This is a genomic window from Paenibacillus sp. 32352, assembly GCF_002042965.1.
Classification (GTDB): domain Bacteria; phylum Bacillota; class Bacilli; order Paenibacillales; family NBRC-103111; genus Paenibacillus_S; species Paenibacillus_S vulneris.
Genome location: NZ_MZNT01000008.1, coordinates 126,947 through 139,925 on the forward strand (window position 1 = coordinate 126,947; position 12,979 = coordinate 139,925).

Consider the following 12,979-nt stretch of genomic DNA (forward strand, 5'->3'; position numbering starts at 1 on the left):
CCAACGAGAGCATGAAGATTTCTACATCATTAAATGTATTCGGGACCGACTATGAGCGGGCGATTCCCGTATGCAAGGCGGCGGGCTTCGAGGCGCTGGATTTCAACTATTGGGATCATCAGAAGGATGTGCTGACCAAGACGCGGGAGGAGGAGGAGGCCTGGGCGCATCATATTCGCGAAATAGCGGATGAGAACGGCATACGGTTTACCCAAATGCACGGGCCGGTGCACGGGCGGTTGTTCCAGCAAATGGTGCCGGGTTTGGATATTGAATCGTTCCTGGAGCTTGCTGTCCGTTCGATAAAGACGGCGTCTATTCTCGGAGTGCCCTGGGTTGTACTCCATTCCAGCGGGGTCTCCGTCCAAGGGGAGCCTCATCATGAGGCCAAGGAGTTTAATGTGAGGTTCTTCCGAAGGCTCTTTCCGGTGATGGAGCAGACGGGTGTCGGTATCGCCCTGGAAAATTTCTATGATCGTCCGGCGCGCCCTCATACCGTTCGAAGAACGTATTGCGCTTTATTCGATGAGCTTATAGAGCTGATCGATGCGCTGGATCATCCGCTGGTCGGGGGATGTCTCGATACGGGACACGCGCATGAGCAGGGAATCCATCCGAACGAAATCCGCAAATTCGGCCACAGGCTCAAGGCGACTCATATTAACGATAACGATGGCGTACAGGATCAGCATCTGCTTCCTTACCAAGGCTCCATCGATTGGACGGCGGTCATGTCGGCCCTCGATGCCATTAATTATAGGGGGGATTTCACTTATGAGACCCACCAGTCGATTCGCGTGCTGCCGAATGCCTTGCGGGAAGAGGGCTTGCGCTACGCCGTTGCGCTGGGGCACTATCTGGTCGGATTGAAAGGGGAATCCAAGGAAGCATGAAGCTGATTGCCGTAGATCTGGACGGGACGCTGCTTGGAGGGACTTCCGGTAGGTATGGCTTCAAGCCATCCGGTGTGGAGGCTTTACGTCGGGCGGCAGCCCGGCAAATACGCATCGCGATTGTAACGGGCAGGGACATGACGTTCATTCTGAAGCTGCTTGAGCGAGAAGGCATTGAACCGGAACAGGAGGGCTGGCCTCATGTGATCATCTCTGAGGAGCGCCTGATCCATTTCCTTGACAGCCAAGGCAAGTATGCGGCGGAGACGGAGTGGAACGATGAGGTGGAGCGGGTCGAACGCTCGCATTTCGTCGATGTGATTTCCGGTATCTCCGCTTTGCTCGAGGGCAAGCTGTTGCAGATTGATGCTGCCTCAAAACGGTGCGAGGAGGAGAAGGAAGCAGGAAGAGGCTTCGTAGAGGTGCTGTTCAGCAGCGCCGATACAGCCAGGGCGGGGGAGGCGGTTATGGCCGACTGGCTGCAGCGAAGCGGCCTGCCTTACTACGCGGTGCGTAATGTTGCAGGAGTGTGCGTCCGGCATTCGACAGTAGGCAAAGGTCCTGTATTGGCGCAAGCGTGCCGCACGCTTGGAGTTCCTCCGGAGCAGGCGCTTGTCATAGGGGACAGCTGCAATGATCTGTCCATGCTTGACGGCGGCTTCGGATTCATCGCTGCTGCTCCCGGCAATGCCGAGGAGGAGGTGAAGGCCCGCCTTCAAGCGGCACACGGTTATTTGGCTGCAGGCAGCTATGGAGACGGCGTGGCGGAAGCGGTCTGCCGTGTCCTTGGCGGGCCGCCAAAGTAACCCTGCTTTTTGACGATTCCATTAACCAATCACAGGAGGGATCATGATGGACAAGAACAAAGAGTCGGAAGACAAGGACAAAAGATTAAGCCGCAGGGAGATACTGACGGCTATCGGAATGACGGGCGCTGCCGCCATGACCGGAGTACTCTTAAACAATGGCGTAGCTAACGCTCTGAGCGGCGGCCAGACTTCCGTTACGGATGCGGTATACAAAACCGGCACCGGAGCTCAGCTCCTCAGTACTGTCGATGCGGATGATGTAGCCTTCCTACAGGCGGCGGGCATGAGCACGCGAACGGCCGGGGACAAGCTGCGCGAGTGGGTCAGCGTCAAGGATTTTGGGGCCGTGGGCAACGGCACCACCGACGATTCGGCTGCCTTCCAGGCCGCGATTGCTTACGCCGAGAGCCAGGCCGTCACGAACCCGGCCCCCGGGGCTTCGGGAAGCAAGCTAGGCCGGGTCAGCCTGTTCCTACCACCGGGCTCCTACCTCATAACCCAACCGGAATCGCTGCTGCGAAGCAGCTATACGACGAGTACGGTCGGCTTGCACATCCAGGGCGCCGGAGCAGGCACTACCCAGGTCATCTACAGCCCTGCGGCGGCCGGGACGTATTTGGCCCACAACAATAACGCCTGGCAGTTCTGCTCGATCTCCGATATAGAGTTTTATTCGACCAGCACAAGCAATCATTTTATGCGCTCCTACTCGACCGGGCAGCCTCAGAGCTGGTCGTTCGAACGGATCCGCTTCCGCGGAAGCTGGGGATATACGTTCCACCTGGAGGGGACGGACACGAACAGCGAGATGAACTGGCGTGAAGTGGATTGGGCGGGGAGCTGCTTGAAAGGCGTCTATGTCCCTTCGTCCGGAGGGTCGGACCAGTTCCTGAACTATAACTTCTACTCCTGCAATTTCGAGGTACAGGAGGGGGATTTCCTCCAGTTTGAGAAAGGCGGCAATATTACCGTCTGGGGCGGAAGCTACATCCATATCGGGGCTAATGCGGGCACGTTCTTCAAGCTGCTCGGGGCTACGCATTCCTATGGAGTGGAACGCTTTCTGTGCATCGGCTCCAGAATGGAGCACCGTAACGCCAACAGCAAGCTGATTTACTGCGAGTGGAGCGCGGGAATCGTGTCCTTCATCAATGTCGATACGTCGAGCTCTGTGCCGTTACGCGCAGCGACAGAGCTGGTCGCCACGTTCTACAGCAATAACACCAAAATGCCTGTCATCAAATTCGATAACTGCCGCCTGCTCGGCAAGCACGAATATATGTACAGGGTGAACAGCTTCCAATATCCGCACAATATTGTCTATGCCAACTGTGAGATTAATCAGCATACGAGCCCGTCGGATTTTATCGTGTTTACGGCGGAAGGCGGCAACGCGAATCAGGGCGGGACGCCGACGATTCATTTTACGAATACGAGGGGCCAGGGAGATCCTTCCCGCAAATCCTGGGAATGCGACTACGGATTCCAGAAGAGCTCGTTCGGCATCACCAAAAGAACCGCCATTTCGGTCAAACGGGCCGACGGCAAATTCCCTTATTCGGCCTCTACGACCGTCGGGTTCTATGTGCCGATGAACGCACGCATCGTGAACATTTTCCTGCAATCGCCTGCCGGTGCGGTCACCTCTACAGGGGCGGCGACCTTTACGGTACAGACGACGGAAGCGACGCCGACGGTATTGGCTACGTTGACGGCACCGAACCATTCGCAGGGGTTCCTGCTGAAGCAGGATTTGTATTTCCGCTGCGATACGGCCGAGAAATGCAGCCTTCAGCTGGTGGCCGGCTCCAATGTGACCCAGGCGAACCCGGAGGCGGAATGTATTGTGGAGTATATCGGGTAGGCACATGCTGGGCTAAGCCGTCTTATCCGGATTATTTGAATGAAGAACGAATCGAAGCACTTGCCGCAAGGGCAGGTGCTTTTTTTGCCATATCGGATGTCTATAATCGCGCTGGAAATAGGTTTCTGGTGCTTATGAATACGGATGCCATCTTCTGCTTTGACGAGGATACGGATGAAATCGTCGGAGCTCTCGGGTTTATATTCGGCAGACGATAGATTCGTTTCGGCTTTTTTATTTCTAGGCCTTACGGGAGCTTGTACTCCAAATCAGAGTTATAGGATGTAATGGCCCATCCGCCATCCTGCTTAGCCAATAGAATCGTATCGGTGTTGCGGTGCTCCTTACCTTCTCTAAGGCTGGTTACCGTAATGACAGCTTGCTTCTCGGAGCTGGAAACGCTGCGAATGGTCTGTATGTGGTAGCTTTTCACGTCCCCATACCAGTGCCTGATGTTAATGACCATCTGGGGATTTCGGTCAAAGATCAGCGGTGAGATCATGGAGTAATCCTTGGTTTGAAACGCTTGATAAAACTGGTCGAGGATATATCTTTGCGGGCTGTTCCACTTGGCATTAGGGCTGGCGTACACGAAGTAATACAGCAGTGCCGATAGTAAAGCGAAAGCCATAACGGATAGGATGAGCTTCTTTACAGCAGACATGATCGCTTTCCTCCAGAGACACTTTTATAGTGTATGATCGATATGATGGTTAATCCAAGCTTGAATTTCCTCCGCTTCCTGATGCTCCTTCATGGCGAATGATGCGCCGAATCGGTCTTTTCCCTTCAGATTTTCTTGTCCGTTAGCCAGCACATAGAAATCCAGATCGTGAACAATGCGGTGAGCCCGCAGGACGGCATCCAGACTTTGATCCAACCGATCATTCTCTTTAGCATACCGGATAAGCTTGGAAACATTTCTTAAGTCCGTTTGAATGTCACGGTCGGTAACGATCTCAGCCATTTTGTCGTAAAGGGCGTGCTGCATGAAATGGTACTCCGTGTAATTGGCCCATTGGCCGAGATTCATTTCCTCATAATGCTTCCAGCCGGTGATTTCATTGAGATGAGCATGTGCGGTCGTCAGCTCTCTCTTCACATCGGACTTCGTCGTTATCTTGGAGAGAAACCGATCGAACGGTGCTTGAGATGGCGCTGTCACCATCGGGTCTGTAGCGGGGGGATCCGCTCCCTTATGAATGAAGGTCCCGATACCCATGAGCAGCGCCAGGATGCCAACCGATACGGCAAGCAGGATCAGCCTGAATCTCATTGAGGGGATATGCGTCTTCATGCAACGACTCTCCTTTGCTATTTCAAACTCCTGATCCTCGATAGTAAAAAATTCCATTTATATAGACTCCCCCTTAATGGAAAAAGTTGCAAAAAAACAAGAGCTCACCTCCACAAATGGAGGCAAGCCCTCTTGATATTTCACTGACTAGATGCCTTACGCGGAGGTGATGGTGATCGTCTTCTTGCTGTCGTCCCACTGCACATTACAGCCGAGCGCTTCGCTGACAAATCTTAGAGGCACCATGGTGTTCCCGTTAATCATCCTCGGCGCGAGCTCCAGTGTCTGGCTCTGATTATTGATTCGGGCACTGCTGTTATTGATTTGAAGCCAGACGGATGCAGCTCCTCTGTTGGCTGTGACGGATTGGTCGTTTGAGTTCCATAGCACCTCTGCCCCCAGCTTCTCAAAAATAGTCCGCATAGGCACAAGGGTGCTCCCATCCACGATAACCGGAGGCTGCTCGAAGATTAAGTAATCTCCGTCTACGATAACGGTAATCCAGTCGTCCAGAACTAACGGCTCAAAATCGATCCCAGTGCCGGTCAATTTCTTGCGTGCCTCCGAAATCTCCTGGATCGTCTGCTCGCGCTGCTTAAGGAGAGAGTTCTTCACGTTCAGCCAGGCGTCGCGGATGTCGCGCAGCGATTCGTTTTTTTGGGCTTGCACGCTGTGCTCGGTTTCACTGATCCGCTTGTTCATACCGGCTTCAGCCTTGGCCAGGGCATCCGCCATCAATTGTTCCGCCTCGGACTTCGTCAGCTTTCCTTTCTCATACCTGTCCATAATGCTGCCTGCACTATGAATGGACGAATCCTTCTCAAAACCGTCCATGACACTTCCAGCGGAGTGCTGATTCGCTTCGTCGTCGTAGGTATCCATCGCGCTGCCTGCATGATTCGGGTCAAGAGTATCATCATACTGATCGGTTGCGCTGCCTGCCGAGTTGGCATCCAAGCTATCCTCAAATTGATCCATTGGGCTGCCGGCCCTATTCGGATCCATGATACTTTTGTATAGATTCATAGGACCTCCGGCACGATTCTTATCCGCTTTCCGGACATAATCCTTAAACTCGGAGCTGTTTTCTTTATACTTTTGCTTCAATTGTTGAATGTCGCTGTCTATCAGGCTTGTCATTGTATCCAAATCGGCATGGGACCGCCGCATAAGCTCATTATAGACCGCCATCATTTGACTGTGATAGGTGTCATACAAATGCCTTTCATTCTGAAGATACTGATCATACAGGTCCCGGTGTTTTTTCTCAAAGGTCTGGTATTGCTCCGATATTTGGTTGATGAAGGCCGTATCGGCCGCCAAGGCGGGATGGGCTCCCCCTCCCCATAATAAAGCCAAAGCAATGGAACCTGTCAGGAGCTTGCATGAAATGCTTGATCTTCTCATTCTCATCCTCCACAAATGTTGAATTGACAATTATGTATAATGATACTATAAAAAATGGAAATAAAAATAGGAAAATGGGAGGTGAATCCAGTAGGCAGGTTGTCACGGATTTACCCATTCCTTGGTAAAAACGGCCCCCCTGATTTTTGGAATGATCGTCCTAAGAAAAAAAGTTTCATTTCGTGAAACAAGTGAAATCACAGCTGCTCTCCGGGGCGGCTTGTTTGCTTTGACCAGGTATTAGAAAAAAATAGTACTTTTAGCTTCAGCGGAATAGTTTACAATAGGGTATACAAGTTTCGACAAGCAATCATGTATCACGGTCCTCGATTACATCTCATAGTGGATTTGACAACGTGCATGCATGAGGAGGGTTAACTATGCAGAGCAGAAACATTAAAATAACGGGTACAGGCAAATATTTGCCCAAACGGGTTGTAACGGCGGAAGAGATGGATGAGATGCTGGGAGTTCCGGCGGGATGGGTACAGAAAAAGTCAGACGTCAAGCGAAGGCATTTCGTCGAGGATGAGACGGCATCCCAGATGGGAGCCATTGCTGCCCGGGAAGCCTTAAGGCAGGCGGGTATGCAATTCACCGACATCGATTGTCTGGTATGCGCGAGCGGCACGATGGAGCAGCCGATTCCAAGCACAGCCTCACTCATCCAAAGGGCGCTGGGGCAGGAATGGTCCGGAGTTCCCGCCTTCGATATCAATTCAACGTGTCTAAGCTTCCTGACCGGACTCGATGTGATGTCTTACATGGTGACAGCAGGCAGATACCGGCGCGTGCTGCTCGTTTCGACGGAGATTGCCTCCCTCGGTCTCAACTGGTCGCATAAGGAGAGCGCAGCCCTGTTCGGAGACGGAGCGGCGGCTGTCCTTATCGAGGCGGCAGAGGAGAGGGAAGGCTCCCGCATCCTGTGCTCCGCCATGAAGACGTACAGCTCCGGCGCACATCTCTCGCAAATTCGCGGAGGCGGCACGGGAGCGCATGCGTTGTCCGGGCAGGAGGAGGAAGCCTTCCTGTTCGAGATGGACGGACCGGGGATCTACAAGATGGCATCGCGGATTCTGCCCGGCTTTGCAGCATCGCTATTGCAGGAGGCCGGGTGCTCGATGAAGGATATTCAGGTGGTCGTGCCGCATCAGGGAAGCGCGATGGCGATGAGGCTGATCAGCCGCAAGCTGAACATTTCGCAGGAGCAGCTGATGTTTATTACCCCGACGCACGGCAATACGATTGCGGCTTCCATCCCGATGGGGCTGCATGAAGCGATCCGTGAAGGGCGCATAACCCGCGGCTCGAGGGTGATGCTGCTCGGGACGTCAGCCGGCCTGTCGGTCGGAGGGATGATCCTTGACTACTAGCGGTCAGCGATCGGAGACGGGGAAGCGGGTACTGCTGACGGGGGGACGGGCGCCGGCTGCTCTGGATCTGGCCCGCCAGCTGGCGGCGAACGGGCACCTCGTCTTCATGGCCGAGAGCTGTCCGCAGCACTTGTGCTGGCGGTCCAGAGCGGTACGGCGCAGCTACATCGTACCGGAGCCTGCTATCCATCCGAAAGCCTATGTGGAGGCTTTAAAGCAACTTATTGAGAAGGAACGGATCGAATGGCTGCTGCCGATGTGCGAGGAGCTGTTCTACGTGGCCGGAGGCCTGGCCGAGCTTAGCCCCCTATGCCGTGTCTTCGTGGAGCCGCTCGATAAATTACGGCGCCTGCACAGCAAATGGGAGTTCATACAGCGGGCCGCGCAGCTGGGGCTCGCCGTACCGGAGACGCGGCTGTTAACGTCGCAGCAGGACTGCCTTGCCTTCATGGAGCGGGCCGCGGAAGAGGCCAGGCTCCGGCATGAGGCTGGAGGCCCTGCTGCTACGAAATGGGTGTTTAAGCCGGTGTTTTCCCGGTTTTCCAGCAAGGTATTCCTAGCGGAGGCTGCTGCAGATGGCTGGCGATCCTATACGCTGACTATAAGGGAACTGCCGGTTTCGGCGGCTGCACCTTGGGTCGCGCAGCAGTATATGGAGGGAGCCGCCTATTGCAGCTACAGCATCGCCCATCAGGGAAGGATAACCGCGCATGCGGTGTACCCGGTCCGATTTACGGCAGGGCTCGGCGCCTGCATCAGCTTCGAACCGGTACGGCATTCGGGGATCGACCGCTGGGTCGAGCACTTCGTACAGGAAGAGGGCTTTACAGGACAGATCGCCTTTGATTTCATAGAAGCAGAGGATGGAACGGCCTATCCGCTGGAATGCAATCCTAGAGCGACCAGCGGGGTTCATCTGTTTCGGCCGGAGGACCGGCTGGATCAGGCGTTGTTTGGGGGCGAACGGCAGCTGCAATCGGAGCAGAAGCGGATCACGCCGCAGACGGGCCGCAGAGCCATGATTACCGTGGCTATGATAAGCTACGGTCTGGCGGCTGCATTATCTCCCGCAGGACGGAGCCGCTTCTCCTGTTGGCTGCGATTCCTTGCAGGGGCGCAGGATGTCGTGCTCCGGCTTCGTGATCCGCAGCCGTTCTGGCAGCAATTCCGGCTCGTATATTGGAATTGGCGCAAGGGCAGGGAGCATCGGATTTCCGTGATGGAAGCGTCCACGCGGGACATTGAATGGAACGGCGGTGAGATGTATTGAGAGTATTGGTCACGGGGGGGACCGGATTTCTGGGCAGGAGCTTATCGATAGCTCTATATAAGCTCGGTCATGAGGTGACGGCGACCGGAAGGAAGGAACGAATCGGAGCCGAGCTGACCGAACAGGGGATCACCTTCGTCCCGTCCCGGCTGGAGGACACGGTTCAGATGGCCCGGCTTTGTGAGGGGCAGGAGATCGTGTTCCACTGCGCAGCCTTGTCTTCGTTATGGGGCAGCTATAACGATTTCTATGAGAGCAACGTTACGGGGACCCGTAATGTGATTAAAGGGTGCGCCGCCAACGGCGTGCAGCGGCTTATCCATGTATCGACGCCAAGCATTTATTTCGACTACACCGATCGGTATGGGATCGTGGAGACGGCCCCTTTACCACGCAGAGCGGCCAATGGATATGCGGAGACAAAGCTTCTGGCGGAGCAGGAGGTCGACCAGGCCTATGAATCCGGCCTTCCGGTCATAACGATTCGGCCCCGTGCCCTATTCGGCCCGGGAGACCCGGCGATTATTCCGAGACTGATTCAAGCGAATCGCCAGGGGAGACTGCCGCTCATTCGAGGCGGACAGGCTGTAATCGACATGACCTATATCGATAATGCCGTCGATGCGCTGCTGCTGTGCATGTCGGCTCCTGCCGCCGCCCTGGGGCGTAAATTTAATATAACGAACGATGAGCCGGTCCGGTTCATCGATGCGCTGTACTATTTGTTCGAGCGGCTCGGGGAGCCGATGCAGGCGAGACGCATTCCTTATCCCGCAGCCTACTTGGCGGCGGGATGCATGGAAGGGCTGGCCCGTTTGTTCGGGAGCGGCAAGGAGCCGCTATTGACCCGGTATGCGGTCGGCCTGCTCGGCAGAGGCCAGACGCTCGACATTTCGGCGGCGAAGGAGCTGCTCGGGTACCGTCCCCGGGTGACGGTGAAGGAAGGGATTGACGCCTATGCCGCTTGGTATAAGGAACAGCATGGTTAAAGTATACACAGAAGTGACCCTGATGGCGGCGGGCTATTGCACGCATAAGGAGCGGATAACCATCCGTGGAGGAAGCGGCCGGACCGTACGTTTTCCGGCTTTATTTGCACTTATCGAGCATCCGGAGCGGGGGCCGGTTCTGTTCGATACCGGCTATACGGACCGTTTCTTCGAAGAAACGGCCCGATGGCCTTATTCGTTGTATGGGCGGATGACGCCGGTTTATTTCACACCGGAGGACAGTGCAGCCCATCAGCTGCGCCTGCGTGGGATTGACCCGGCCGGTATTCGGTACATTATTATCTCTCACTTTCATGCGGATCATATCGCGGGCTTGCGGGATTTTCCGAATGCAAGATTCATATATCTGCATGAGGCGTACGATGCCGTACGTTATCGCAAGGGCTGGAGCGCAGTGGTGGCGGGGTATTTACCGGGACTATTGCCCGATGACTTCGAGGCGCGCTCGCTCCCCATCGATGAGAGGCGTCTCATCGAGCTGCCGCCGGAGCTGCCGTTCCGGCGGGGGATGGACGTGTTCGGGGACGGCAGCGTCATAGCCGTCGACGTGCCCGGTCATGCGGCAGGCCAGATCGGAATTATCGTGTCCTCGGAGAGTCAAGCTTACTTCTTGTGCGCGGATGCCGTATGGAGCAGCCGGGCTTACCGCGAGCTGCTGCCTCCCCATTGGATGGCGGACTTCATCATGGCAAACCGTATTCAATATAGGGACAGCTTTCACAAAGTTCATCAAGTCTATAAGCAATGCCCGGAGCTGCGGATTATCCCGTCGCATTGCGGTGAGGTATGGGATTCACTCGTGAAAGGCGGTGCTGAAGGGTGATCGGCAGGCTGTTGATTGTATGGTATTACTTGCTGACGAAATACCGCATGAGATTTTCCTCCCGCGAACGGTTAGAGCAGTGGCAGGAGAAACGCATACGGAGGCATCTCCGGTTCGTAAGGAGCCGCTCTGCATTTTACAGGGAGCTATGGGGAGAGCTCCCCGACAGTGAATGGGGACGGTTCCCGATCATCGGGAAACCGGAGATGATGGAGCATTTCAACCGGTTGAACACGGCGGGGATCGACAGGGACGAAGCCTTTGCTCTGGCGCTGAAGGCTGAGGCGAGCCGGGACTTCACCCCTACGATCGGCTCGATTACGATCGGCATGTCCTCGGGCACCTCCGGCAGCAGAGGGCTGTTCCTGGTCAGCACCCGGGAACGGATGGCCTGGGCCGGCACGGTGCTCGCCAAGGTGCTGCCCCGCTCGCTGCTTCACCGCGAGCGGATCGCATTCTTCCTGCGCGCCGACAGCAATCTGTACGGCAGCGTCGGCAGCCGCAGGCTGCAGTTCCGGTTCTACGATCTGCTCGACCCGTTGGCCGAGCATGTGGATAGTCTGAACCGGCAGCAGCCTACGATCCTGGCGGCGCCCCCGTCGCTGCTGCGCGTGCTGGCCGAGGCTGCGGAGAGCGGCAGGCTGGACATTCAGCCGCACCGCATTTTGTCGGTGGCCGAGGTGCTGGATCCGTTGGACTGCGAACGGATAGAGGCGGCATTCAAGCAGAAGGTGCACCAAATTTATCAGTGTACCGAGGGCTTCCTGGCCGTTACCTGCCCACACGGAACGCTTCATCTCAACGAGGATATCGTCGCGGTGGAGAAGGACTATCTGGACGCAAGCCTGCGTAAGTTCGTACCGATCATTACGGATTTCTCACGGACGACACAGCCGATCATCCGTTATCGGTTGAATGATATATTAACCGAGAGGGCGGAGCCTTGTCCTTGCGGGTCCCCTCATCTGGCTTTAGAGCGGGTAGAGGGACGCTGTGACGATCTCTTTTATTTGTACGGCTTGGCGGATGGGGGGCTTGTTCCGGTATTTCCTGATTTTATCAGCCGTGCTATTATTTCCGCATCGGAGGATGTCGAAGAATACAAGGCCGTACAGCATGCCCCGGATGCCTTGGAGATCTCCATAAGGCTCAAGCAGGGGAAGGAAGGCAGTATGGACCCGGTTCAACAGAGCATCCTGGATTCGCTGGACCGCTTATGGGCTAGAATAGGCTGTTCTGCGCCGTCCGTCCAATTCAGCCTGCTGAACTGGACACCGGGCGTTCAGAAGCTTAGACGTGTCGAGCGCAGGTTCAGTCCTATGACTGGGAAAGGGGAGATAAGGATTGAATCAGCAACCATATATGCCGGTTCAGCTAAATAAAAGCGATAGGCCGATTGCGGTCGTCACTGGCGCGTCCAGCGGCTTCGGCCTGCTTACCGCATTGGAGCTTGCCAGGCAGGGCTATCGGGTCATGGCCACGATGCGCGATACAGCCAACAATCACATGCTGATGCAGCAGGCCGACGAGGCCGGGCTGGCCTCGTTCATTGAATGCATGCCGCTGGATGTGACGGATCACGGCGCAATTTCCGCTGCCGTTGCCCGAGTGATCGATAGGCACGGATCAATCGATGTTCTTGTCAATAATGCGGGGCTGGCCATCGGAGGATGCATTGAGGAGATCCCCATGGAGGATTGGGAGAAGCAAATGGACGTGAATTTCTTCGGTCTGGTCGCTATGACCCAGGCCGTGCTTCCCTTTATGCGCGAACGCCGACAAGGCAAGGTGATCCAGATCAGCAGCGTAAGCGGCAGAGTAGGCTTTCCGGGCTATGGACCTTATGCAGCCTCCAAGTTTGCGGTAGAGGGCTTTAGCGAAGCGCTGCGGCTCGAAATGCTCCCCTTCGGCGTCCATGTGGTCTTGGCCGAACCGGGGGCTTACAAGACGAGCATATGGAATAAAGGCTTTGAGCATATGGGGGCACGAGCTTCCAAGGATTCCCCTTACAGCCGATATCTCAACGCCATTATGAACTATTCGAAGCGCACGGCAGAGCATGCGGATGACCCTCAAGAGGTCGCCCGCGCCGTTGCCGGGATCGCCCGTTCCCGTTACCCCCGGTTGCGTTACACCTTAGGGAAAGGGGCACGAGCGGCCATTCTAGGGAAAGCGCTGCTGCCCTGGAAATGGTTCGAGCGGATCCTGCTCAGGGAGCTGGAGAAGTGAAGCA

13 protein-coding genes are annotated in these 12,979 nt (G+C 55.6%); 10 read left to right on the forward strand and 3 right to left on the reverse strand.

Going from position 1 to position 12,979, the window contains the following annotated elements:
- Positions 1–11 precede the first annotated feature (11 nt).
- Genes B1728_RS19380 through B1728_RS19395 form a run of 4 tightly spaced genes read left to right on the forward strand, consistent with a single transcriptional unit; the run spans position 12 to position 3,784 of the window.
- Positions 12–893, forward strand: coding sequence for a sugar phosphate isomerase/epimerase family protein (locus tag B1728_RS19380; RefSeq protein WP_079912046.1), 882 nt, complete (start codon positions 12–14; stop codon positions 891–893).
- Positions 890–1,699, forward strand: coding sequence for an HAD family hydrolase (locus tag B1728_RS19385; protein WP_079912047.1), 810 nt, complete (start codon positions 890–892; stop codon positions 1,697–1,699). The genes B1728_RS19380 and B1728_RS19385 overlap by 4 nt, the downstream gene beginning before the upstream one ends.
- Before the next feature lie 43 nt (positions 1,700–1,742).
- The gene (locus tag B1728_RS19390; RefSeq protein WP_079912048.1) at positions 1,743–3,566 is read left to right on the forward strand and encodes a glycosyl hydrolase family 28-related protein; all 1,824 of its coding nucleotides are present in this window, start codon (positions 1,743–1,745) and stop codon (positions 3,564–3,566) included.
- On the forward strand, positions 3,542–3,784 hold the full coding sequence (locus B1728_RS19395) for a hypothetical protein (protein ID WP_079912049.1): 243 nt from the start codon (positions 3,542–3,544) through the stop codon (positions 3,782–3,784). The genes B1728_RS19390 and B1728_RS19395 overlap by 25 nt, the downstream gene beginning before the upstream one ends.
- Positions 3,785–3,813: 29 nt before the next feature.
- On the opposite strand, the gene B1728_RS19400 is transcribed toward B1728_RS19395, so the two are convergent.
- The 3 genes from B1728_RS19400 to B1728_RS19410 all read right to left on the reverse strand — a co-directional run bounded on the left by B1728_RS19400 (position 3,814) and on the right by B1728_RS19410 (position 6,270).
- Complete coding sequence (locus B1728_RS19400; protein ID WP_079912050.1) at positions 3,814–4,230, reverse strand: hypothetical protein; 417 nt, start codon at positions 4,228–4,230, stop codon at positions 3,814–3,816.
- Positions 4,231–4,254: 24 nt separating this feature from the next.
- Positions 4,255–4,863 (reverse strand): hypothetical protein, encoded by a 609-nt coding sequence (locus B1728_RS19405; RefSeq protein ID WP_144027926.1) that lies wholly within the window; start codon positions 4,861–4,863, stop codon positions 4,255–4,257.
- A gap of 156 nt (positions 4,864–5,019) precedes the next feature.
- Positions 5,020–6,270, reverse strand: coding sequence for a stalk domain-containing protein (locus B1728_RS19410; protein ID WP_179136094.1), 1,251 nt, complete (start codon positions 6,268–6,270; stop codon positions 5,020–5,022).
- 380 nt (positions 6,271–6,650) lie between these two features.
- Here B1728_RS19410 and B1728_RS19415 point away from each other — a divergent pair, with 380 nt between their 5' ends.
- Genes B1728_RS19415 through B1728_RS19440 form a run of 6 tightly spaced genes read left to right on the forward strand, consistent with a single transcriptional unit; the run spans position 6,651 to position 12,975 of the window.
- Positions 6,651–7,643: a beta-ketoacyl-ACP synthase III gene (locus tag B1728_RS19415; RefSeq protein ID WP_079912053.1), complete on the forward strand. Its 993-nt coding sequence runs from the start codon at positions 6,651–6,653 to the stop codon at positions 7,641–7,643.
- The gene (locus B1728_RS19420; protein ID WP_079912054.1) at positions 7,633–8,913 is read left to right on the forward strand and encodes an ATP-grasp domain-containing protein; all 1,281 of its coding nucleotides are present in this window, start codon (positions 7,633–7,635) and stop codon (positions 8,911–8,913) included. Before B1728_RS19415 ends, B1728_RS19420 begins: the two co-directional genes overlap by 11 nt.
- Positions 8,910–9,902, forward strand: coding sequence for an NAD-dependent epimerase/dehydratase family protein (locus B1728_RS19425; RefSeq protein ID WP_079912055.1), 993 nt, complete (start codon positions 8,910–8,912; stop codon positions 9,900–9,902). Before B1728_RS19420 ends, B1728_RS19425 begins: the two co-directional genes overlap by 4 nt.
- Positions 9,871–10,746 carry an MBL fold metallo-hydrolase gene (locus B1728_RS19430; RefSeq protein ID WP_079912056.1) on the forward strand — a complete coding sequence of 292 codons (876 nt, stop codon included), beginning with the start codon at positions 9,871–9,873 and terminating at the stop codon, positions 10,744–10,746. The genes B1728_RS19425 and B1728_RS19430 overlap by 32 nt, the downstream gene beginning before the upstream one ends.
- Positions 10,746–12,128, forward strand: coding sequence for a F390 synthetase-related protein (locus B1728_RS19435; RefSeq protein ID WP_144027942.1), 1,383 nt, complete (start codon positions 10,746–10,748; stop codon positions 12,126–12,128). The genes B1728_RS19430 and B1728_RS19435 overlap by 1 nt, the downstream gene beginning before the upstream one ends.
- Positions 12,109–12,975 carry an SDR family oxidoreductase gene (locus B1728_RS19440; RefSeq protein ID WP_079912272.1) on the forward strand — a complete coding sequence of 289 codons (867 nt, stop codon included), beginning with the start codon at positions 12,109–12,111 and terminating at the stop codon, positions 12,973–12,975. Before B1728_RS19435 ends, B1728_RS19440 begins: the two co-directional genes overlap by 20 nt.
- The last annotated feature ends 4 nt before the right edge of the window (positions 12,976–12,979 follow it).